Genomic DNA, 23,003 nt, shown 5'->3' with positions numbered 1-23,003 from the left:
TATACACAAAATGCGGGCCTGGCTCTCTTTTTTTACCAACACTTACGAAAGCTCAAACCGTTTGCCTTCCCTGGGGACGACAGAACAGGGATCCTGATGAATAATCACATCCGACCCTGGAAAACGCCGCAAAATCGCCTGCTCTACCTGTTCAGCCACCAAATGCGCCTGAACGAGCGGGAGATTATCTTCCATTTCCAAATGAATCTGAATAAAGCGGGTCGGCCCTGACTGCCGCGTTCGTAGATCGTGAGCACCGCTGACGCCCGGCCAGGAGGTCACGATTTCAATAATTTCCTGACGTTCATCATCGGGTAAGGCGCGATCCAGCAACGACTGCACTGCATCATAGCCCATACGTAAGGCGCTATATAAAATATAGATGCCAATCCCTAATGCAAACAACGCATCCGCACGATGCCAACCGTACCAGGCAAGCCCGAGCGCCACGAGAATAGCGCCGTTCATCATAACATCAGACTGATAATGAAGCATATCCGCCCGCACCGCCTGGCTTTGCGTCCGTTTCACCACCCAGCGCTGAAACGTGACCAGCATAATCGTCGATATCAGGGCGATAATCGTCACGATTACCCCTACGCCGGGCTCATTCATTGGCGTAGGTGTGATCAGATGCTGAATGCCGGTCAAAAACAGAAACAGCGCCGAACCGGAAATAAACATGCTTTGCGCCAGCGCGGCCAGCGATTCCGCTTTTCCGTGTCCAAATGTGTGTTCATCGTCCGCCGGTTGCAGCGAATAGCGCACCACTAACAGGTTGGTGAGCGACGCGGCGATATCCACCAGCGAATCGACAAGCGCAGCCAGAATACTTACTGACCCGGTGTACCACCACGCAAAAATTTTGATCAAAAGTAACAGCGATGCCATCACCGTCGCGGCGATCGCGGCCCGGCTGACTAACCGCCCATAAGATTGATTCATAAACACTCCTGCCTTTACATGCCGGTAGTATAACGGAAGGCGATAAACAGTAATGGAATATGACGATGACAATTTTCAGGCAAAAAAAACCCCCACATCATGTGGGGGAAGACAGGGATGGTGTCTATGGCAAGGAAAACAGGGTTTGTTACTGGGAACGTGAGTTGCTACTACTCAATAACTTCAACGATGAACTTTTTTGCCATTGCGTCACGTCGCGCAACTGCTCCATTCGTTGTTGATGTTTCTCGTTTAAAACCGCTTGTTGCTCGGGCGTAAGCAGGCGATACATCTGATTGCGGACTTTAGCCATTTCGACCTGTCGGGCAACCTGGGCCTGCGCCATTTTTTCTGCCTGAGCGCGTACAGCGTTTTCATCAAATTTTTCTGCGGTGACAAGGCGATGCATTGTCTCCATTTCGCTAACATTAACAGGAGGCTGTTCGTGCCGGGCCTGTTGCATCAGATCTCGCATCTGTTGACGTTGATGTTCGGTTAAACTTATGCCGTCAAACATATGGCTTTGTACAGTGCGCGGCGCCGAAGGTTCGCCCGGGTGCCAGTTATCGCCTGTAACGACTTCAGCAGCATGGCTCAATGTACTGAGTGCCAGCGTTGAGGCCATGACGGCAGCGGTAACTTTGCGCATCACTTGCTCCCAAAATCTTTTCTGTCGCGATTCAACGAGAGACAGTCTACGATTCGGGCTGCAAACATGCGTCAGGGGGTGTAAAACAACGTAAAGTCATGGATTAGCGGCGCTTGATGTCGTAATTTCTGCCTCGGAGGTACGTAAACAATGAATAAAATCCTGTTAGTTGATGATGACCGAGAGTTGACATCCCTTTTAAAGGAACTGCTCGAAATGGAAGGCTTCACGGTGCTGGTTGCCCATGATGGGGAACAGGCGCTGGAGCTTCTGGACGACAGCATCGATTTACTTTTGCTTGATGTGATGATGCCGAAGAAAAACGGTATCGATACGCTGAAAGCGCTTCGTCAGACACACCAGACCCCCGTAATTATGCTGACCGCCCGCGGCAGCGAACTGGATCGCGTTCTCGGCCTTGAGCTGGGCGCAGATGATTATTTACCCAAACCGTTTAACGACCGCGAACTGGTTGCGCGTATCCGCGCGATTCTGCGCCGTTCACACTGGAGCGAACAGCAGCAGAGCAGCGATAACGGCTCGCCGACGCTGGAAGTCGACGCGCTGAGCCTGAATCCGGGCCGCCAGGAGGCCAGCTTTGACGGCCAGACCCTGGAGCTCACCGGCACCGAGTTCACCCTGCTTTACCTGCTGGCGCAGCATCTTGGGCAGGTGGTCTCGCGTGAACATTTAAGCCAGGAAGTGCTGGGTAAACGCCTGACGCCATTCGACCGCGCTATTGATATGCATATCTCGAACCTGCGCCGCAAGCTGCCGGAACGTAAAGACGGGCATCCGTGGTTTAAAACCCTGCGTGGTCGCGGCTATCTGATGGTCTCCGCTTCATGATAGGGAGCTTAACCGCGCGCATCTTTGCCATCTTCTGGTTGACGCTGGCGCTGGTGTTGATGCTGGTACTGATGTTGCCCAAGCTCGACTCGCGTCAAATGACCGAGCTGCTGGACAGCGAACAGCGCCAGGGGTTGATGATAGAGCAACACGTAGAAGCTGAACTTGCGAACGATCCACCCAATGATTTGATGTGGTGGCGTCGCTTGTTCCGCGCGATAGACAAGTGGGCGCCGCCGGGACAGCGGTTATTGCTTGTGACCACCGAAGGACGGGTGATCGGCGCAGAACGCAGTGAAATGCAGATCATTCGTAACTTCATTGGTCAGGCGGATAACGCCGATCATCCGCAGAAGAAAAAGTATGGTCGCGTAGAGATGGTAGGGCCGTTCTCGGTGAGAGACGGCGAAGATAACTACCAGCTTTACCTGATTCGGCCGGCCAGCAATTCCCAATCCGATTTTATTAACCTGCTGTTTGACCGCCCATTGTTGTTGTTGATTGTCACCATGCTGGTGAGTTCGCCACTGCTGCTGTGGCTGGCCTGGAGCCTGGCGAAACCAGCGCGCAAGCTGAAAAACGCGGCGGATGAGGTGGCCCAGGGTAACCTGCGTCAGCATCCGGAGCTGGAAGCTGGCCCGCAGGAATTCCTTGCAGCAGGGGCCAGTTTCAACCAGATGGTGACCGCGCTGGAACGCATGATGACCACCCAACAGCGTCTGCTGTCGGATATCTCGCATGAGCTGAGAACGCCGCTCACTCGCCTGCAGCTGGGCACCGCGCTGTTGCGCCGCCGCAGCGGCGAAAGCAAAGAGCTTGAGCGCATCGAGACCGAAGCACAGCGTCTGGATAGCATGATCAACGACCTGTTAGTGATGTCGCGCAATCAGCAGAAAAACGCGCTGGTCAGCGAAACGATGAAAGCAAATCAGCTGTGGGGTGAGGTGTTGGATAACGCCGCCTTTGAAGCTGAGCAGATGGGTAAATCGTTCACGGTGAACTTCCCGCCGGGACCCTGGCCGCTGTATGGCAACCCGAACGCGCTGGAAAGCGCGCTGGAAAATATCGTTCGTAACGCGCTGCGCTATTCCCATACGAAGATCGAAGTTGGCTTCGCGGTGGATAAAGACGGCATTACGATCACGGTGGATGACGACGGGCCGGGCGTTAGCCCAGAAGACCGGGAACAAATCTTCCGGCCGTTTTACCGGACAGACGAAGCGCGCGATCGCGAATCTGGCGGAACAGGACTGGGGCTGGCGATTGTTGAAACTGCAATTCAACAGCACCGTGGCTGGGTGAAAGCCGAAGACAGCCCGCTCGGTGGGCTACGGCTGGTGATCTGGCTGCCGCTGTATAAGCGTTCGTAACTCACGTTGTCGTGCCGGACGGCGACGAAAACGTCTTGTCCGGCCTGCACATCCTTGTATGCCCGTAGGTCTTGTTAAGCAACGCCATCAGGCACGTTTCGTTGCCGGATGGCGATAGAGGTTTTAGCCGCGCAGACGCCGCGACTGATCTTCTATCTTGCCGCTCAGGCGGCGTTTCTGCATTGTTCTGGTCCAGCTTTTCGACAGCCCTGCCGCCGACAGCAAACGATGATACTGCTCATCATCGAACGGCATATGCCATGCAATCGCGATGGCTTCCTGCACCGACACGTCGCTAATACGGGAGACCAGCTCCAGCGGCGCGTCCGTCGACACGTTCCCGGCGGCAATCACGCTGCACAGCCAGCCGGTTTTACCGCTGTTTTGCATCTGGCTTGCCATATCGCTGATGCCGAAATGGAAGTTAAGCTTATGACACGGCGAACGAGGCTGCGTAACCTGGATCAGCGCCTCGCCCCAGCGAAAAATATCGCCAATAAAGACGTTCTCTTCGGTGAGTCCTTCGGTTGAGAGATTTTCACCAAATGCCGGAGCCACGAACCGCTCCGCCTGCCCGGGGAATTCACGCGCCCACCAGCCGTAATGCTCGCGGGGGTAATGACACAGCGCGCGATCCGGCCCGCCGTGAATTTTCTTTTCCGCCTGCTGGTCGCCTTCCAGACCGAGTTCGGTGAGCTTAAGTTCGCCATCCACCTGAATTTTGGCGATCGCACTGGGGCGGTTTCCCGCGTAGTCCTGAATCTTGCCGGTAAATACCTCTACTGGATAGCGCATCTGGTCCCTCTCCCCCGATAAATTTGCCCTATTTAACCACAATTATTTTACCTCGGGTGCGCAAAATGAGAGCACGGTTCACATGATGCAATAAGAGACATGTTATCAATGAATGGTCTTTTGAAACGCCATTTCAGAATAAGGAGTCAACAACGTGACAGGTCAAACGCAGTTTGCTGGCGTCTGGTGCCCCTCCATTACGCCAATGGATAATGACGGCAAGATCGATCTCAACGGGCTTAAGCAACACCTGAGCCGCCTGACAGAGGCCAGAATCGACGTCATTTTACTGATGGGCAGTATCGGGGAATTCGCCTCTTTCTCGTTAGAAGAGCGTCTGTTATTGATTCGTGAGGCGCGCGCCATGAGCACGCTAAAAATGGTTGCTAACGTCTCCTCAACCTGTACGCAGGACGTGCTGCTGATGGCGAAGGAAGCGTATCTCACAGGCTATGACGCGGTGATGGTTTTGCCGCCGTATTACTACGGCCAGACGCCAACCCAGCTATTGCGCTATTTTCGCCAGCTTGGGCAACAGCTCAGCGGCAAATGGTTCGCCTATAACTTTCCGGCGCGTACCGGCTGCGATTTAACGCCGGAGCTGGTCGCAACCCTCGCCGGCGAATTCCCGAACTTCGCCGGTATTAAAGATACCGTCGACTGTCAGTCGCATACCCGCAGCATGATCCAGGCGACGCGCGCGGTACGCGATGATTTCGCGGTACTGTCCGGTTATGACGAATATTACATTCCTAACCTGCTGGCAGGCGGTGCGGGGATTATTTCCGGGCTGAACAACGTAATGCCGGAGTTGTTTGTCAGCGCGCGCGAGGCATTCAGGGCGGGCGACCTCGCCACCCTGCGCGATATCCAGCAGAAGATCGGCGTTTATATGTCGATTTACGCCATCGGCGAGGATTTTGTCACCACCATTAAAACAGTGGTATCGCGCAAGTTTGGCTATTGCACCGGCGTGTCGCGCAACGCGGGTGGGGAACTGAATGCGCAACAATGCCAGACGATCGATACCGTTTTTGGCAGATAAAAAAACAGGCCCGGCGGCGCTCTCGCTCACCGGGCCTGCTGATGCGTACCGGATGGCGTCACCGCGCCATCCGACAGACAAATTATTTTTTAGCCGCGAAACGCGCCGCAGCTTCGTCCCAGTTCACCACGTTCCAGAACTCTTTGATGTAGTCCGGACGGCGGTTCTGGAATTTCAGGTAGTAAGCGTGCTCCCACACGTCCAGACCCAGGATCGGGAAACCGGATGCGCCAGAAATCGCTTCACCCATCAGCGGGGAGTCCTGGTTGGCGGTAGAAACAACAGCCAGTTTATCGCCTTGCAGCACCAGCCACGCCCAGCCGGAGCCGAAACGGGTGGCAGCGGCTTTCTCGAATTCCGCTTTGAAGTTATCAACGGAACCGAAGTCGCGCTCGATAGCGGCTTTCAGGTCGCCCTGCAAGGTGGTGCCTTTTTTCAGGCCTTTCCAGAACAGGCTGTGGTTAGCATGGCCGCCCGCGTTGTTACGCAGAACCGTTTTCTTGTCCGCAGGCACCTGATCCAGCTTCGTAATCAGTTCTTCAACCGGCAGCGCGGCCAGTTCCGGCAGGCTTTCCAGCGCTGCGTTAGCGTTGTTAACGTAAGTCTGGTGGTGTTTGGTATGGTGGATTTCCATCGTCTGCTTATCGAAGTGCGGTTCCAGTGCATCGTAAGCGTACGGCAGGGATGGCAGTGTATAACTCATAATCATCTCCATTATTGTCGAGCGGCTGGGTGTTAATGCCGCGTAAGCAGTTGGTTCATTATAGTTAATTAAATGATATTGAAAATGATTATCAATGCCGTAGTTTTTGTAGGGATATCTTTTTTTTCTCACTTTACCTGATATGTGAGCCAAATCACTCAGTTAACGTCCTGATTGCCATCAACGCCGTGACTGCGGCAACCGTTAAAAGGTTATGTATCTGCGCACTTTTTAAACTCATGACGTCGGATGGGTAAAACCGACGATAAAAACAATGAGGATGACGTGATGAGTAACGCGATTACGATGGGTATCTTTTGGCATTTGATAGGTGCGGCCAGTGCAGCCTGTTTCTATGCCCCGTTCAAACAAGTTAAACAGTGGTCATGGGAAACCATGTGGTCGGTGGGAGGCATTGTCTCCTGGCTGATCCTGCCCTGGACCATCAGCGCCATGTTGTTGCCTGACTTCTGGGCCTATTTCAGCTCCTTCAATCTTTCTACTCTGCTGCCCGTGTTCCTGTTCGGCGCCATGTGGGGTATCGGCAACATCAACTATGGCCTGACAATGCGCTATCTCGGCATGTCGATGGGCATTGGTATCGCGATTGGCATCACGCTGATTGTCGGTACGCTGATGACGCCTATCATCAACGGCAATTTTGATGTGCTGATCAACACCGAAGGCGGGCGGATGACGCTGCTGGGCGTGTTGGTGGCCCTGATTGGCGTCGCGATCGTCACCCGCGCCGGTCAGCTTAAAGAGCGTAAAATGGGCATCAAGGCCGAGGATTTCAATCTGAAAAAAGGCCTGTTGCTGGCAGTGATGTGCGGCATCTTCTCTGCCGGGATGTCCTTTGCGATGAACGCTGCAAAACCGATGCACGAAGCGGCTGCCGCGCTGGGTGTCGACCCGCTGTATGTCGCTCTGCCAAGCTATGTGGTGATTATGGGCGGCGGCGCGCTGGTTAACCTTGGCTTCTGCTTTATTCGTCTGGCAAAAGTAAAAGATCTGTCGATAAAAGCCGACTTCTCGCTGGCAAAACCGCTGATCGTCTCCAACATACTGCTCTCCGCGCTGGGCGGTCTGATGTGGTACTTACAGTTCTTCTTTTACGCCTGGGGCCACGCGCGTATTCCGGCGCAGTACGACTACATTAGCTGGATGCTGCACATGAGCTTCTACGTACTCTGCGGCGGGATCGTCGGACTGGTACTGAAAGAGTGGAACAACGCCGGACGTCGTCCTGTCGGCGTACTGAGTCTGGGCTGTGTGGTCATCATTATTGCCGCCAATATCGTTGGTCTGGGAATGGCCAGTTAATCGGTTTGAGTACTGAGATGACGCCACTGACTGGGCGTCATCCCGGTTTCCCGGGTGAACACCACCGAAAAATAGTTACTGTCCTCAAACCCGCACTGCATCGAAATTTCACTGATCATCAGGCGGCTGTGCTGAAGCAAATATTGCGCATGGCAGACGCGCACCTGGCGCTGATACTGGTTGATGGTCATACCGGTCTGATTGCGGAACTGCTGGCGCAGCACGCGCTCGCTACACCCTTCCCGATCGCAAAATGCATCCAGCGCGAACGGTCGCTCAAGGCTTCCCGCCAGCGCGGTGATCAGTTTATCAAGCAAGGTTTCGCTGGAAGTGGCTGGCAGGTTGTCGGTAGCGTAGCGGTGACGCTTCAACGTCATCACCAGTTGCCCGAATAACAGTTCCGCCATGTCATTAACCAGCGGATCGTGCTGATGACTTTCATGCTCAAGCTGGTTAATCACCTGGCGCGCCTGGGTCATTCCGGCGCTGCCCAATCGCCAGTGCGGCTGTCTTGGCGTACCGTTGAAACCGGGAATGGCGCTCTCCCAGGCAAGGTTCAGCTTAAGCCGCTCCGGGCAATAGATAATATTCTGCAGCACGAGGTCATTAACCGAGGTGTAGGAGTGCTTGTCTTCCGCGCGAATGTAAAACAGATCGCCACGCGTAATCCGGTACGGACGATCATTGAGCACGTGCAGCCCGTTACCACGCCACACCATTACCAGTTCACAGAATTCATGGGTATGTGCAGCAAACACGCTCTGCGGATAGCGATCGGCGACGGCGACAGCCTGTTCATCACCGGCAAAAAAGTCTTTTTTTAACAGGACTAACTGATTCGCCACCAAAGTCTTCCCTGCCGGATGACGGTTATCGCCTTACCCGGCCTACAAAAAGCGTGACACGCAGGCCGGATAGAACGCTAACGCGTCGCTATCCGGCCTCATCATTGCATCATTACTAACAAATCTCGCAGCAAAAAACGGTGACTGCATTCGCGTTACTGAAGTAACGCATCGCGCCCCTGACGGATATCGCGTGGCGACCAATTAAACTCGCGACGAAATAGCGTCGAAAAGTGGTTACTGTCGCCGAAACCGCAGTGATAGGCGATGTCCGTTACGCTTTCATCACTGTGTCGCAGGAGGTGGCGGGCTTTGATAAGACGCAGACGATTAAGATAGCGCTGGGGCGTCAGCCCGGTGTGCTGCTTGAGCTGACGATGCAGAGTACGCAGCGACAGCGAGAACCGGTCAGCCAGCGCCTCCCAGCATATTTCTTCGGCGAAATGGTCTTCCAGCCACGCCATCAGTTGATTCAGTCGCGCGTCGTTATTTTCCGCCCCTTCCATCAGACTGCTTCTGCGCAGTAATACCAGCAGTTGCATAAACACAATTTCGCGGTTCGCCAGCGCGGGGAGATCCATTTCTTCATCGCGTTGTTCCATCTGCGCCACCAGGTGGCGCACCTGTTGAAGCACGCTTTGGTTCACCCGCCAGTGCGAAGGGTACGCCCCATCCTGTTCCTGGGGCAGCAGTTGATCCAGCCCGGACAAAAACTGGAACGCATCGGGCGAACGGTAGAGCACATTGGTCAGGCAAAGGTTATCGGTGTGTTCATATAAGTGCCGATCGTGATCGCGAACAAAACAGACGGTGCCGCCGCTAATGGTATACGGCTGTCCGTTAAACACATGGATGCCTGTGCCGTGTTCCACAATCACAATTTCATGAAAATCATGGTGATGCTCCGGAAAGGCAGACTGTGGCAGCCGGGGCTCAATGGCGACAGGCGCTTTACCTGATGGGAAAAAATCCACGCTGTGCAGTACGGTCATGATGATCCCTTCCGGATGAAATGAACATGGCAAAATAGTAATTAAGGGTTATCAACCTCACCTTAAATTTTCGACACGAAACTGAGCAAACAGCGTCAATTTTTCAAGAAAAGGCGGGAAAGATCCGGAAATGCGGTCGACATCACATCAGGAAAACGGGGCGGTATAACTGGAAACTGTGAACGCTATCACGTTCATCTTTGCTTTCTTGCCAGCGGCTAATTATGGCTGTCAGTAACAAGAAGGTGAGCCATGACGAGGTTTTTTAGACTGAGCGCAATGAAACTCAGAAGGACCTCGCTATGACTTTTCGCCATTGTGTCGCTGTCGATCTCGGCGCATCCAGCGGACGCGTAATGCTGGCGCGCTATGACAGTGAACATCGCACCCTGACGCTGCGTGAAATCCACCGCTTCGTAAACTGCCTGCAAAAACAGGACGGTTTTGATACGTGGGACGTCGACAGTCTTGAAGACGCCATTCGCCTCGGGCTGGAGAAAGTTTGCGATGAAGGCATCCGCATTGACAGCATCGGCATCGACACCTGGGGTGTGGACTATGTCCTGCTGGATAAGCAGGGCCAGCGGGTCGGGCTACCGGTCTCCTACCGCGACAGCCGCACCACCGGCATTATGCCGCTGGCGCAGGCGCAGATCGGTAAAGGCGATATTTATCAGCGTAGCGGGATCCAGTTTCTGCCGTTCAATACGCTTTACCAACTGCGCGCGCTGGTCGAACAGCAGCCAGAACTGGTGTCGCAGGTGGCTCACGCGCTGCTGATCCCTGACTACTTCAGCTATCGTCTTACCGGCGAAATGAACTGGGAATACACCAACGCCACCACCACCCAACTGGTCAATATCAACAGCGACGACTGGGATGAGACCCTGCTGGCCTGGACCGGTGCGGAGAAAACCTGGTTTGGCCGCCCTACGCATCCCGGCAATGTCATTGGCTACTGGATTTGTCCGCAGAAGAACGCAATTCCGGTGGTTGCCGTCGCCAGTCATGACACCGCCAGCGCGGTGATCGCCTCTCCGCTGGCCGATACCCATAGCGCCTACCTCTCGTCGGGAACCTGGTCGTTAATGGGCTTTGAAAGCCGTACGCCGTACACCAACGACGCGGCGTTGGCGGCCAATATCACCAACGAAGGCGGCGCGGAAGGCCGTTACCGGGTACTGAAAAATATCATGGGGCTGTGGCTGCTCCAGCGCGTGCTGAAAGAACGCCAGATCGGCGATCTCCCTGCGCTGATCGCCGAAACGCAGACGTTAAAAGCCTGCCGCTTCCTGATCAACCCTAACGACGATCGCTTTATCAACCCGGACGACATGTGCGCGGAAATACAGGCGGCCTGCCGCGAATCCGGACAGCCGGTACCGGTCAGCGACGCGGAGCTGGCGCGCTGCATTTTCGACAGCCTGGCGCTGCTGTACGCCGATGTGCTTGAGGAACTGGCGGCCCTGCGCGGCGAGGCCTTCACCCAGTTACACATCGTCGGCGGCGGCTGCCAGAACGCCCTGCTTAACCAGCTCTGCGCCGACGCCTGCGGCATCCGCGTGATGGCCGGTCCGATCGAAGCCTCTACGCTCGGTAATATCGGCATTCAACTGATGACCTTAGATGAACTGAGCAACGTCGATGACTTCCGCCAGGTGGTCACCGCCAACTATAACCTGACGACTTTTACCCCTCATCCTGACAGTGAAATTGCCCGCTATGTCGCGCAATTTCACGCAAAACGACAGACAAAGGAGCTTTGCGCATGACCACTCAACTGGAACAAGCCTGGGAACTGGCGAAACAACGCTTCGCCGCTGTAGGTATTGATGTCGAGGAGGCGCTGCGCCAGCTCGATCGTCTGCCGGTATCCATGCACTGCTGGCAGGGCGATGACGTAGCCGGTTTTGAAAATCCGGAAGGATCGCTTACCGGCGGCATTCAGGCCACCGGCAACTACCCGGGTAAAGCACGTAACGCCACGGAGCTTCGCGCCGACCTTGAGCAAGCGCTGAGCCTGATCCCAGGGCCGAAGCGCCTGAACCTGCACGCCATTTATCTGGAGTCGGAGACCCCGGTTTCCCGCGACCAAATAAAACCGGAACACTTTAAAAACTGGGTGGAATGGGCAAAAGCGAACCAGCTCGGGCTGGACTTTAACCCATCCTGCTTCTCGCATCCGCTGAGCGCGGACGGCTTCACCCTTTCCCATGCCGACGACAAAACCCGTCAGTTCTGGATCGATCACTGCAAGGCCAGCCGCCGCGTTTCCGCTTACTTTGGCGAACAACTGGGCACGCCGTCGGTGATGAATATCTGGATCCCGGACGGCATGAAAGACATTACCGTTGACCGCTTAGCGCCGCGCCAGCGTCTGCTGGACGCACTGGACGAGGTGATCAGCGAGAAACTCGATCCGGCGCATCACATCGACGCCGTGGAAAGCAAACTGTTTGGCATCGGCGCGGAAAGCTACACCGTCGGCTCCAACGAATTTTATATGGGCTATGCCACCAGCCGCCAGACCGCGCTGTGCCTGGACGCAGGCCACTTCCATCCAACTGAAGTGATTTCCGACAAGATCTCTGCCGCGATGCTTTACGTGCCGCGCCTGCTGCTGCACGTCAGCCGCCCGGTCCGTTGGGACAGCGACCACGTGGTGCTGCTGGACGACGAGACCCAGGCGATCGCCAGCGAGATCGTACGCCACAATCTGTTCGACCGCGTCCACATCGGTCTCGATTTCTTCGACGCCTCCATCAACCGCATCGCGGCATGGGTTATTGGCACCCGCAACATGAAAAAAGCGCTGCTGCGCGCGTTGCTGGAGCCAACAGAACAACTGCGCCAGCTGGAAGCCAGCGGCGATTACACCGCGCGTCTGGCGCTGCTGGAAGAACAAAAATCACTGCCGTGGCAGGCGGTTTGGGAAATGTACTGCCAGCGTCACGATACGCCAGCCGGTAGCCAGTGGCTGGAAAACGTACGCGCATACGAGAAAGCGATCCTCAGTCAACGTCGTTAAGACAAATCGTAGGCCCGATCGGCCCAGCGCCATCGGGCAAATAATGAGACAGGTACACTATATTATGCAAAACATTACCGATTCCTGGTTTGTTCAGGGGATGATCAAAGCCACCTCCGATGCCTGGCTGAAAGGCTGGGACGAGCGCAACGGCGGCAACCTGACGCTGCGTCTCGACGAGGCGGATATCGCGCCGTTCAGCGCAGACTTCCACGCCACGCCACGTTACATCGCCCTGAGCCAGCCAATGCCGCTGTTGGCGAACACGCCGTTTATCGTGACCGGTTCCGGTAAATTTTTCCGCAATGTGCAGCTCGACCCGGCAGCCAATTTAGGCGTGGTGAAAGTCGATAGCGACGGCGCGGGCTATCACATTTTATGGGGACTGACCCACGAGGCGGTGCCGACCTCTGAACTGCCGGCGCACTTCCTCTCCCACTGCGAGCGCATCAACGCGACCCATGGCAAAGACCGTGTGATCATGCACTGCCACGCGACCAACCTGATCGCCCTGACCTACGTGCTGGAAAACAGCACCGATCTCATCACCCGCAAGTTGTGGGAAGGCAGTACAGAGTGTCTGGTGGTGTTCCCGGACGGCGTCGGCATTCTGCCGTGGATGGTGCCGGGCACCGACGACATCGGCCAGGCCACCGCACAGGAAATGCAAAAACATTCGCTGGTCCTGTGGCCGTTCCACGGCGTGTTTGGCAGCGGCCCGACGCTGGATGAAGCGTTCGGCCTGATCGACACCGCAGAGAAGTCCGCCGAAGTGTTAGTCAAAGTGTTGTCGATGGGCGGTATGAAGCAAACCATCAGCCGTGAAGAACTGATCGCGCTGGGTAAACGTTTCGGCGTCACCCCGCTCGCCAGCGCATTAGAACTGTATTAATCGCAACATCGCGCCCCGCTCACCGTTGCCGCGCTGAAACCTTACCAGAGCGGCAATATGTGGATCTCCCGTTTCGCTGTTGCATATGTCGATGTGGCTAACGGTTTTGAGTGGCAGGCCGTGGCAGCCTGTGGGGTACTGAGCGGCATCCCTATCCCTGGCGGTTCCGGCGCCATGCAAGCGCAGCGCCGCCGGACATAATTTCATCGTAATTAAGGAGAATAACATGAGCTTTATGCTGGCACTTCCCAAAATCAGCCTGCACGGCGCAGGGGCGATTGGCGATATGGTGAATCTGGTTGCGAACAAGCAGTGGGGAAAAGCGCTGATCGTCACCGACGGTCAATTGGTGAAGCTTGGGCTACTCGATAGCCTGTTCACCGCGCTGGATGCGCACCAGATGTCGTATCATCTGTTTGACGAGGTGTTCCCGAATCCAACCGAAGCGCTGGTGCAAAAGGGTTACGCGGCGTATCAGGAGGCGAACTGCGACTACATCATCGCATTTGGCGGCGGCAGCCCAATCGATACCGCCAAAGCGGTGAAAATCCTTACCGCTAACCCGGCGCCATCCACGTCCTATTCCGGCGTGGGCAAAGTGAAGAACCCGGGCGTACCGCTGGTCGCGATCAACACCACCGCCGGGACAGCGGCTGAGATGACCAGCAACGCGGTGATTATTGACGCCGAACGTCAGGTAAAAGAAGTGATCATCGACCCGAATATCATTCCGGATATTGCGGTAGACGATGCCAGCGTGATGCTGGATATTCCGGCGTCCGTCACCGCGGCGACCGGTATGGATGCCCTGACCCACGCGGTGGAAGCCTACGTTTCCGTTGGCGCGCACCCGCTAACCGACGCTAACGCGCTGGAAGCTATCCGTCTGATCAACCTGTGGCTGCCGAAAGCCGTGGATGATGGCCACAACATGGAAGCCCGTGAGCAGATGGCGTTCGGTCAGTATCTGGCGGGGATGGCATTCAACAGCGCCGGCCTGGGGCTGGTTCATGCGCTGGCGCATCAGCCGGGCGCGACTCACAACCTGCCGCACGGCGTTTGCAACGCCATCCTGCTGCCGATCATTGAAAACTTTAACCGCCCGAACGCCGTCGCGCGTTTTGCCCGCATCGCCGGAGCGATGGGGGTGGATACCCGCGGCATGAGCGATGAAGCGGCAAGTATGGAAGCGATTAATGCGATCCGCGCCCTGAGCAAACGCGTGGGTATTCCGGAAGGGTTCAGCGCACTCGGCGTAACCAAAGAGGACATCGAAGGCTGGCTGGATAAAGCGCTGGCTGACCCGTGCGCGCCATGCAACCCGCGCACTGCCAGCCGCGATGAAGTCCGCGAGCTATACCTGGAGGCGTTATGATCCGTAAAGCATTCGTGATGCAGGTTAACGGCGACGCGCACGAAGAGTATCAGCGCCGCCATAACCCCATCTGGCCGGAGCTGGAAGCGGTGCTAAAAGCGCACGGCGCGCATCACTATGCGATCTATCTCGACGAAGCGCGCAACCTGCTGTTCGCCACCGTGGAGATTGAGTCCGAAGAGCGCTGGAACGCGGTCGCGAATACTGACGTGTGTCAGCGCTGGTGGAAACATATGCGCGACGTGATGCCCGCAAACCCGGACAACAGCCCGGTCAGCGCGGAACTGAAGGAAGTGTTTTATCTGGCGTAAGCGCCAGTGAGTCCAGGCCCGGTGAATACCGGGCCTTTTTGCATCAGAAGTAATATTTGAAGCGAACGCGGGCGCCGTAGCGGTCGTCGGAATCGTCGCCGTGAACGTCATCGCCGTCGCTGTTCATGATGGAATAATAGGTACCGAGATAGATATTGAAGTTCTCCATATCCATCACGTTGGCGAACTGATAGGACGCATGAATAGTATGAATGTCATAGGTGCCTTCATCGTTAATCCAGCAATCATCGTCGCAGACGACACCTGAATATTCATCAATCTTGTTATGCGCGTAAATATACCCCAGCTCAAAGCGCTTCCACAGGGCGTTCACCCCGGCGGTAAAGTCTTTTTCACTGCTGGCATCCAGATACGCGGTGTTGACGTTAAGCACCACACCGTTGTCCGGATCGGTCTTTAAGCCGTCCCAGGTCATGGTTAAGCCATAGCCGGTGCGGTCGGACTGATCGACAAAGTCGCCCTGTGCGTCGGTGTAGCCGTAGGCGTTATTGACCACGTTCGATTCCATCGCCGCGGCCACCGAGAACTCATCTTTTGACCACGCGATAACCGGGCGCAGATAGGCAACGTTTTTCTGTTGATCCATCTCACGACCATGGTAGTCACCCTCATTAAACAGCGCGGTACCGTCTTCCAGCAGGGTGTTGAGTTCGAAATACCAGTTATCGATTTGCTTGCTGACAAGGAAGTTACCGCCCGCGTCGGAACGTCCGCGCCCTTCTTTCATCATGTAGATATAGCCGCTGCCGTCGTCGTACAGATCGTTAGCGGTATTGCCGGAATGTTCGACAAACGTATCCTGATTCAGCGGGAACATATCGTAGGCTTCGAAACGCCCGACTTTCACCTTCCAGTCGTTTTCCTTGCCGAAGAAGAAGACCGCGTCATCAATGTCCACCGTGCCGGACATGTCTCCTAACGGCTGCGCCGAGAAGCCAGCGAAATAGCCGTTATCCAGCTTCCGCATCCCGTCAAAACCCAGCAGGATACGGCCATTCAGATCCCATTGTTCATTCGTTGTGTCAGGATCCATATTGGCATTGGTCATCGCCAGCAGGCCATGTTTGCTTTCGGCATCCATGTTAAATTCCACATCGCCGTAGATCTTCAAATCACCGTAGCCGGAGAGCTGCAGATTTGGCGTCGCGGCGTTTTTCTGCGTTTCTTCCGTCGGTGTCTGTCCGTTAACCGGAGTGTTGCCCTGAGCGGCTTTGATTTCGCGGATCTCCGCAGCCTGCTGGACCTGTAATTGTTGTACCTGGCTTTCCGCCTGGGCCGCCCGGTTTTCCGCCGCCGCCAGTCGGGCCTCTAATTGCTCAAGCCGTTGTTCCAGAGTCAATTGCGCTGTTTTAGCAAAACCGGTATTTGCCACTAATAATAATCCGATTGCTAAAGATAACGTCGATTTCTTCATTTATTCGCTTTCCTTGAAATAAAGAATGATCAGCGTTTTCCTGTAGGAATACGCGTGGTGAATAATGAGATAAGAACAATTTTATTTTTATATATATTGACACCAGCAATTGAACCCATGAATGATTAAACAGCGATTGCGGGTGCTTTCACAGGCTAATAATTATTAGCATTCTGATTTATTGGTGTAAATGCAGCAAATACACAGTTCGTGAGGAATCTAACAAAAGCGGGGAAATAAACGAAATATCGTAAAAAGTTATAAATATAGATTTAATGAAAATATAATTTTGATTAATCATTGAGCGTGACGTTATTACACCACGCTCGAATTAATCGAAATAATCTTAATTTTGTTCGGCGACCAGAATTGCCTGCGTATCCGGTGCCAGCGCCTTAAATATATGTTCCCGATCGGCGGGGTAACAAATATAGTCACCCACACCTAATTCTTCCGGCGCGTCGGTCAGACCAACCAGCGCTTTTCCCTGCGTCACGATGATATGCTCTATCGACCCAGGCGGATGGGGCTGTGAAACGCGGTCGGCACCCGGCTGGGTCAGCAGTAAATAGATATCGCGACGTGCGCCAGGGGGGCACGCAGCCAGCAAAATGGCCTGATAGTGCGCCTGCTCCGCCACCACTTTTGTCCCTTCGCCCCGCCGAATCACCTGCGTTTTTTGCACCTGCGGTTCCAGCAGCCGCGCAAAGGGGATATCCAGCGCCACGCAGAGCGACCAGAGCGTTTCCAGGCTAGGATTACCGTTTCCCGCTTCCAGCTGTGAAAGTGTGGATTTGGCGATGCCTGCCCGGCGGGCGATTTCCGCCAGCGACAGTCCTGTCCGCTGACGTTCGCGTACCAGACTTTTAGCAATCACGCTGATGGGCTGTGTCATTCACGTCTCCGCGTTTTTTATAACGAACGATTCGTTCGTCTTGTAAATCGATCATGTTCCGTTCATTATAATGGAAACTCGTTCGATATGGCTAAAATGGATGAAACACCTCTTTTCCAGTCTGAAAGCAGACACGATAAAAGCGATATTTCTGGTATGCCTGGCCGTCGGCGTAGTGGGCATGTCCTACGGCTCGCTGGCGATGGCCTACGGTTTCCCGGTCTGGGTACCGTTTGTGCTCTCGATTTTTGTTCTGGCCGGCGCGTCAGAATTCATGTTCATCGGCATTGTCGCCAGCGGCGGAAACCCGTTAGCGGCAGCGGCAGCCGGTTTACTGGTTAATGCCCGCCACGTACCTTTCGGCGTGACGGTGCGCGATCTGGTCGGCACCCGCGCCGCCAGCTTTTTGGGCTGCCACATTATGAACGATGAGAGCGTGGTGTTTGGCCTGTCGCAGAAAACGCCGGAGCAGCGTAAAGCCGCTTACTGGCTTTGCGGTCTGGGCGTTGCCATTCTCTGGCCGGTAGGTACCCTGCTGGGTACGGTGGTGGGACAGTTGCTGCCCGCGCCGGAAACCATCGGTCTCGACGCCGTGTTCCCGGCGATCCTGCTCGCGCTTGTGGTACCTGCTTTCAAAAACCGTACTACTTTAATTCGCAGCCTGAGCGGCGCCGCCGTGTCGCTTGCTGCCGTGCCTTTTGCGCCGGTCGGGCTGCCGGTGCTGCTTTCCCTGCTTGGCTTACTGACGAGGAAAAAATAATGGGCAACATGACACTGTTTATCCTCGGCATCGCAATTTTATCGGCGGGTACTTACCTGATGCGCCTCGGCGGCGCAAAGCTGGGGAGTCGTCTGGCGCTTTCCGAGCGTTCGCAGGCGCTGCTTTCCGATGCCGCGACGGTATTGCTGTTTTCCGTTGCGCTGGCGACCACCTTCTACGAAGGCGAGCACTTTGCGGGTATGGCGCGCGTATTGGGCGTGGCTTTCGCGGTATTTCTCGCCTGGCGGAAAATGCCGCTGATTGTGGTGATTATCGCTGCGGCGGTGGTGACGGCGCTCTTGAGAATGGCGGGAGTGCACTAATTACCGGATGGCGCAGTTGAACTGCGCCGTCCGGCAAGGCTTATTTCAGCAATTCAGCAGTCATGTGCACACGGTTACCAGTATAAGCCTGGGTAATTTTGTAGGCGCTGGCGCCAGCTTGTTCAGCCTGAGCGGCGATTTTCGCTTCCGCGCTTTCCAGTGTCGAGCCGGTTGCGGTCACGGACTGCGCGGCGAAAGTCCCGAAGGACGTAGCGAGAGCGATAACTGCGACAAAAGTTTTGATGCTTTTCATGATATAAACCCTTTCACTTGGTTGTTTGAGTAAGGCACTGTGCCTTGATGTGATAAATAATAGGCCGTTACTCAGACAACTGAAAGCGGAAGGATTTGCCAATCTAATTCAAATAAACTGAATGTGTTATCCGGCAATTAGCCGCTGCGGGTGCGTATAAACGGTCGCCCTGCCCGGCTTACAGAAGCCCACCAGCGTCAGGTTGCAGCGCTCGGCTACTTCCACCGCTAATGTAGTGGCGGCAGAGAGCGCAAATAAGATTTCAACGCCGCACATCGCCGATTTCTGCACCATCTCATAGCTGGCGCGACTGGATACCAGCGCCGCCCCCTGTTCCCAGGCTTTTCCTTCCCCGGCACGACGCCCGAGCAGTTTATCCAGCGCCACATGACGTCCCACATCTTCATGACCGCCCGCCAGTTCGCCACAAGGCATAACCCAGGCTGCGGCATGGGTACATCCGGTCAGTTTTCCGATGGGCTGAAAGTCCTTCAGATGCTGTAAAGCCGGGTCGAGACTGGCGAGATGAAACGTCTGGGTGAATGGCAGCGGCTGCACCGGTTTACCAATGTCGTTAAGCTGTTCCACGCCGCAGACGCCACAGCCAGTCCGTCCAGCCAGCGCGCGGCGACGTTCTTTCAACCCCATAAAGCGGCGGCTGGAAAGCTCAATCCGCACCTCAAGCCCGTTACAGGACGGCACGACATCCATACCAAAAATATCCCGCGGGCTGGCGATGATTCCCTCAGAAAGGGAAAAGCCAACGGCGAAATGCGTAAGATCTTTCGGCGACGCCATCATCACAACGTGCGAAATGCCGTTATAGACCAGCGCAACCGGGACTTCTTCCGCGACCTCATCCCGCTGAGGATGTTGCAAATCCTCGCGCGTCCAGAGGCTAACCTCGCGATAACCCGTGACATTTGTCACATATTCGACTTCTTCTGGATGTATCTTATTCACTTTCTTTTAACCGTATAAGAACAGACGTACCAACATTGTGGTATTCTGTCACAAACCCCACCGGGACAAGGGGAAATTGACCCAATTCTGGACCTTTGCGGTCCTCTCCGCAAAGAAAAATAACAACCACTCCCTGAGCATTCAGACTGAATGTGAATGAGAAGTGACAATGTCGAAACAAGGAGCAAACCATGCAGGTCAGCAGAAGGCAGTTCTTTAAGATCTGCGCTGGCGGTATGGCAGGCACCACGGCGGCGGCACTGGGCTTCGCGCCCGGCGTAGCGCTAGCGGAAACACGGCAATACAAACTGCTGCGCACCCGCGAAACCCGTAATACCTGCACTTACTGTTCCGTTGGCTGCGGGCTGTTAATGTACAGCCTCGGCGACGGGGCGAAAAACGCCAAAGCATCTATCTTCCATATTGAAGGCGATCCGGACCATCCGGTAAACCGCGGCGCACTCTGCCCGAAAGGGGCCGGTCTTGTGGACTTCATCCACTCCGAAAGCCGCCTGAAGTACCCGGAATACCGCGCGCCAGGCTCCGATAAATGGCAGAAGATCAGTTGGGACGAGGCGTTTGACCGCATCGCGAAGCTGATGAAAGAAGACCGCGACGCCAACTACGTTGCGCAGAACGCTGAAGGCGTGACCGTCAACCGCTGGCTGTCGACCGGCATGCTGTGTGCTTCAGCCTCCAGTAACGAAACCGGCTATTTAACGCAAAAATTCTCCCGCGCGCTGGGTATGCTCGCGGTCGACAACCAGGCGCGTGTCTGACACGGACCAACGGTAGCAAGTCTTGCTCCAACATTTGGTCGCGGTGCGATGACCAACCACTGGGTCGACATTAAGAACGCCAACCTCGTCGTGGTAATGGGCGGTAACGCCGCTGAAGCGCACCCGGTCGGGTTCCGCTGGGCGATGGAAGCGAAAATTCGCAACGGCGCGAAGCTGATTGTGATCGATCCGCGCTTTACGCGTACCGCGTCGGTGGCCGACTTCTATGCGCCGATTCGTTCCGGTACTGACATTGCTTTCCTGTCAGGCGTGATGCTGTACCTGCTGACAAACGAAAAATACAACCGCGAATACACCGAAGCTTACACCAACGCCAGCCTGATCGTGCGTGAAGACTTTGGCTTCGACGATGGCCTGTTCACCGGCTACGACGCGGAGCAACGTAAATACGACAAAACCAGCTGGAACTACGAGCTGGACGAAAACGGCTTTGCGAAACGCGACACCACCCTGCAGCACCCGCGCTGCGTCTGGAACCTGCTGAAACAGCACGTTTCCCGCTATACGCCGGACGTTGTCGAAAATATCTGCGGCACACCGAAAGCCGACTTCCTGAAGGTGTGTGAGTACATCGCGGAAACCAGTGCGAAAGACAAAACCGCGTCGTTCCTGTATGCCCTCGGCTGGACGCAGCATTCCATCGGCGCGCAAAACATCCGCACCATGGCGATGATCCAGCTGCTGCTCGGCAACATGGGGATGGCGGGCGGCGGCGTTAACGCCCTGCGCGGTCACTCTAACATTCAGGGGCTGACCGACCTGGGCCTGCTGTCGCAAAGCCTGCCGGGTTACCTGACCCTGCCGAACGAGAAGCAGACCGACCTGCAAACCTACCTTACCGCCAATACGCCGAAGCCGTTGCTGGAAGGCCAGGTCAACTACTGGGGCAATTATCCGAAATTCTTTGTCTCGCTGATGAAGTCCTTCTTTGGCGACAAAGCAACGGCGGAAAACAGCTGGGGCTTTGACTGGCTGCCGAAGTGGGACAAAGGGTACGACGTGCTGCAGTACTTCGAGATGATGAACGAGGGCAAGGTCAATGGCTATATCTGCCAGGGCTTTAACCCGGTGGCGTCATTCCCGAACAAAAACAAAGTGATCGCGTCCCTGTCGAAACTGAAGTTCCTGGTGACCATTGATCCGCTCAACACCGAGACCTCAACCTTCTGGCAGAACCACGGCGAGTCGAACGATGTCGATCCGTCGACAATTCAGACCGAAGTGTTCCGCTTGCCGTCCACCTGCTTTGCGGAAGAAAACGGGTCTATCGTTAACTCCGGTCGCTGGTTGCAGTGGCACTGGAAAGGTGCCGACGCACCGGGAATAGCCCGTACCGACGGTGAAATTCTGGCGGGTATTTTCTTGCGTATGCGCAAGATGTACGCCGAACAGGGCGGCGCCAACCCGGAACAGGTGCTGAACATGACCTGGAACTACACCAAACCGGATGAGCCAGATTCGGAAGAAGTGGCGCAGGAAAGTAACGGTAAAGCGCTGGCGGATATCGTCGACCCGGCAACGGGCGCGGTGATCGTCAAGAAAGGCCAGCAGCTCAGTTCGTTCGCCCAGTTACGTGACGATGGTACCACCGCCAGCGGCTGTTGGATTTTTGCCGGTAGCTGGACACCGGAAGGTAACATGATGGCGCGTCGCGATAACGCCGATCCGTCAGGCCTCGGCAATACGCTGGGCTGGGCGTGGGCATGGCCGCTTAACCGTCGTATTTTGTATAACCGCGCCTCCGCTGATCCACAAGGCAACCCGTGGGATCCGAAACGTCAAATCCTGAAATGGGATGGGACGAAATGGAGCGGGATGGATATTCCGGACTACAGCGCCGCCGCACCGGGTAGCGATGTCGGACCGTTTATCATGCAGCCCGAAGGGATGGGGCGCCTGTTTGCTGTCGATAAGATGGCGGAAGGTCCGTTCCCGGAACACTATGAGCCGTTTGAAACACCGCTGGGCACCAACCCGCTGCACCCGAACGTGATCTCTAACCCTGCCGCTCGCATCTTTAAGAGCGACGCCGAAGCGCTGGGTAAAGCCGATAAGTTCCCGTATGTCGGCACCACTTACCGTCTGACCGAGCACTTCCACTACTGGACTAAGCACGCGTTGCTTAACGCTATCGCCCAGCCGGAACAGTTTGTGGAAATTGGCGAGAAGCTGGCGAACAAGCTGGGCATTGCCCACGGCGATACGGTGAAAGTCTCCTCTAACCGCGGTTACATTAAGGCTAAGGCGGTAGTGACCAAGCGTATCCGCACGTTGAAAGCTGACGGCAAGGATATCGATACCATCGGTATTCCGATTCACTGGGGCTACGAGGGTGTGGCGAAAAAAGGGTTTATCGCCAATACGTTAACGCCATTCGTTGGTGATGCGAACACGCAGACGCCGGAGTTTAAGTCCTTCCTGGTGAATGTGGAAAAGGTATAACGGAGACGAC

General features: G+C 55.4%; 22 protein-coding genes and 1 pseudogene. 13 read left to right on the top strand and 10 right to left on the bottom strand.

What is annotated here, in order from left to right; genetic code table 11:
• Positions 1–42 precede the first annotated feature (42 nt).
• Both fieF and cpxP read right to left on the bottom strand, forming a co-directional pair.
• Positions 43–945, bottom strand: coding sequence for a CDF family cation-efflux transporter FieF (fieF, locus tag OGY07_RS01560; protein WP_042292546.1), 903 nt, complete (start codon positions 943–945; stop codon positions 43–45).
• Between the two features lie 148 nt (positions 946–1,093).
• Positions 1,094–1,594: a cell-envelope stress modulator CpxP gene (gene cpxP, locus OGY07_RS01555; protein ID WP_042292543.1), complete on the bottom strand. Its 501-nt coding sequence runs from the start codon at positions 1,592–1,594 to the stop codon at positions 1,094–1,096.
• Between the two features lie 150 nt (positions 1,595–1,744).
• Between cpxP and cpxR the strand changes: the two genes are divergently transcribed.
• Positions 1,745–2,443: an envelope stress response regulator transcription factor CpxR gene (gene cpxR / locus OGY07_RS01550; protein ID WP_042292540.1), complete on the top strand. Its 699-nt coding sequence runs from the start codon at positions 1,745–1,747 to the stop codon at positions 2,441–2,443.
• A complete protein-coding gene (cpxA, locus tag OGY07_RS01545; protein WP_042292539.1) occupies positions 2,440–3,813 on the top strand; it encodes an envelope stress sensor histidine kinase CpxA in 1,374 nt (457 codons plus the stop codon). Before cpxR ends, cpxA begins: the two co-directional genes overlap by 4 nt.
• 123 nt (positions 3,814–3,936) lie before the next feature.
• Here cpxA and yiiM read toward each other — a convergent pair whose 3' ends face one another.
• Entirely contained in the window at positions 3,937–4,608 is a 672-nt protein-coding gene (gene yiiM, locus OGY07_RS01540; protein ID WP_286598274.1) for a 6-hydroxyaminopurine reductase, read from the bottom strand.
• Between the two features lie 154 nt (positions 4,609–4,762).
• Between yiiM and OGY07_RS01535 the strand changes: the two genes are divergently transcribed.
• Positions 4,763–5,653 (top strand): dihydrodipicolinate synthase family protein, encoded by an 891-nt coding sequence (locus tag OGY07_RS01535; RefSeq protein WP_042292532.1) that lies wholly within the window; start codon positions 4,763–4,765, stop codon positions 5,651–5,653.
• Positions 5,654–5,735: 82 nt separating this feature from the next.
• Here the strand turns inward: OGY07_RS01535 and sodA are convergent, their stop codons facing one another.
• Positions 5,736–6,356 carry a superoxide dismutase [Mn] gene (gene sodA / locus OGY07_RS01530; RefSeq protein ID WP_042292530.1) on the bottom strand — a complete coding sequence of 207 codons (621 nt, stop codon included), beginning with the start codon at positions 6,354–6,356 and terminating at the stop codon, positions 5,736–5,738.
• Positions 6,357–6,644: 288 nt separating this feature from the next.
• Between sodA and rhaT the strand changes: the two genes are divergently transcribed.
• Positions 6,645–7,679: an L-rhamnose/proton symporter RhaT gene (rhaT, locus tag OGY07_RS01525; protein WP_181822231.1), complete on the top strand. Its 1,035-nt coding sequence runs from the start codon at positions 6,645–6,647 to the stop codon at positions 7,677–7,679.
• Here the strand turns inward: rhaT and rhaR are convergent.
• Together rhaR and rhaS are read right to left on the bottom strand one after the other, a co-directional pair.
• Positions 7,676–8,524 carry an HTH-type transcriptional activator RhaR gene (rhaR, locus tag OGY07_RS01520; protein WP_286598268.1) on the bottom strand — a complete coding sequence of 283 codons (849 nt, stop codon included), beginning with the start codon at positions 8,522–8,524 and terminating at the stop codon, positions 7,676–7,678. The two genes, rhaT and rhaR, sit on opposite strands and share 4 nt — an antisense overlap.
• 155 nt (positions 8,525–8,679) lie before the next feature.
• A complete protein-coding gene (gene rhaS / locus OGY07_RS01515; protein WP_269677595.1) occupies positions 8,680–9,516 on the bottom strand; it encodes an HTH-type transcriptional activator RhaS in 837 nt (278 codons plus the stop codon).
• Positions 9,517–9,818: 302 nt separating this feature from the next.
• Here rhaS and rhaB point away from each other — a divergent pair, with 302 nt between their 5' ends.
• The 6 genes and pseudogenes from rhaB (at position 9,819) to rhaM (ending at position 15,122) form a co-directional block, all read left to right on the top strand.
• Positions 9,819–11,288 (top strand): rhamnulokinase, encoded by a 1,470-nt coding sequence (rhaB, locus tag OGY07_RS01510; protein ID WP_042292526.1) that lies wholly within the window; start codon positions 9,819–9,821, stop codon positions 11,286–11,288.
• Positions 11,285–12,544, top strand: a complete 1,260-nt coding sequence (gene rhaA / locus OGY07_RS01505; RefSeq protein ID WP_199957756.1) for an L-rhamnose isomerase — start codon at positions 11,285–11,287, stop codon at positions 12,542–12,544. The genes rhaB and rhaA overlap by 4 nt, the downstream gene beginning before the upstream one ends.
• 64 nt (positions 12,545–12,608) lie before the next feature.
• Positions 12,609–13,436, top strand: a complete 828-nt coding sequence (gene rhaD, locus OGY07_RS01500) for a rhamnulose-1-phosphate aldolase (RefSeq protein ID WP_205613116.1) — start codon at positions 12,609–12,611, stop codon at positions 13,434–13,436.
• 51 nt (positions 13,437–13,487) lie between these two features.
• Positions 13,488–13,607, top strand: a pseudogene (locus OGY07_RS01495) (ABC transporter permease); the annotation flags it as partial.
• 55 nt (positions 13,608–13,662) lie between these two features.
• Positions 13,663–14,811 (top strand): lactaldehyde reductase, encoded by a 1,149-nt coding sequence (fucO, locus tag OGY07_RS01490; protein ID WP_060570989.1) that lies wholly within the window; start codon positions 13,663–13,665, stop codon positions 14,809–14,811.
• A complete protein-coding gene (rhaM, locus tag OGY07_RS01485) occupies positions 14,808–15,122 on the top strand; it encodes an L-rhamnose mutarotase (protein ID WP_042292513.1) in 315 nt (104 codons plus the stop codon). Before fucO ends, rhaM begins: the two co-directional genes overlap by 4 nt.
• Positions 15,123–15,165: 43 nt before the next feature.
• Here rhaM and OGY07_RS01480 read toward each other — a convergent pair whose 3' ends face one another.
• On the bottom strand, positions 15,166–16,557 hold the full coding sequence (locus OGY07_RS01480) for a carbohydrate porin (RefSeq protein ID WP_060570988.1): 1,392 nt from the start codon (positions 16,555–16,557) through the stop codon (positions 15,166–15,168).
• A 346-nt stretch (positions 16,558–16,903) separates the two neighbouring features.
• Entirely contained in the window at positions 16,904–17,452 is a 549-nt protein-coding gene (locus OGY07_RS01475; RefSeq protein WP_042292509.1) for a helix-turn-helix domain-containing protein, read from the bottom strand.
• Between the two features lie 100 nt (positions 17,453–17,552).
• Between OGY07_RS01475 and OGY07_RS01470 the strand changes: the two genes are divergently transcribed.
• Together OGY07_RS01470 and OGY07_RS01465 are read left to right on the top strand one after the other, a co-directional pair.
• Positions 17,553–18,212, top strand: coding sequence for an AzlC family ABC transporter permease (locus OGY07_RS01470; protein ID WP_060570987.1), 660 nt, complete (start codon positions 17,553–17,555; stop codon positions 18,210–18,212).
• The gene (locus OGY07_RS01465; RefSeq protein ID WP_042292504.1) at positions 18,212–18,535 is read left to right on the top strand and encodes an AzlD domain-containing protein; all 324 of its coding nucleotides are present in this window, start codon (positions 18,212–18,214) and stop codon (positions 18,533–18,535) included. The genes OGY07_RS01470 and OGY07_RS01465 overlap by 1 nt, the downstream gene beginning before the upstream one ends.
• Before the next feature lie 40 nt (positions 18,536–18,575).
• Here OGY07_RS01465 and OGY07_RS01460 read toward each other — a convergent pair whose 3' ends face one another.
• Both OGY07_RS01460 and fdhD read right to left on the bottom strand, forming a co-directional pair.
• Positions 18,576–18,788, bottom strand: coding sequence for a YdgH/BhsA/McbA family protein (locus OGY07_RS01460; RefSeq protein WP_042292481.1), 213 nt, complete (start codon positions 18,786–18,788; stop codon positions 18,576–18,578).
• A gap of 126 nt (positions 18,789–18,914) precedes the next feature.
• Entirely contained in the window at positions 18,915–19,751 is an 837-nt protein-coding gene (fdhD, locus tag OGY07_RS01455) for a formate dehydrogenase accessory sulfurtransferase FdhD (RefSeq protein ID WP_042292478.1), read from the bottom strand.
• A gap of 191 nt (positions 19,752–19,942) precedes the next feature.
• On the opposite strand from fdhD, the gene fdnG reads away from it, so the two are divergent.
• Positions 19,943–22,993: a formate dehydrogenase-N subunit alpha gene (fdnG, locus tag OGY07_RS01450; protein ID WP_082636871.1), complete on the top strand. Its 3,051-nt coding sequence runs from the start codon at positions 19,943–19,945 to the stop codon at positions 22,991–22,993.
• Positions 22,994–23,003: the final 10 nt, after the last annotated feature.

Origin of the sequence: Citrobacter sp. Cs237 (assembly GCF_030332325.1) — a bacterium.
Lineage (GTDB): Bacteria > Pseudomonadota > Gammaproteobacteria > Enterobacterales > Enterobacteriaceae > Citrobacter_A > Citrobacter_A sedlakii.
This window is presented reverse-complemented; position numbering and strand designations above follow the sequence as displayed.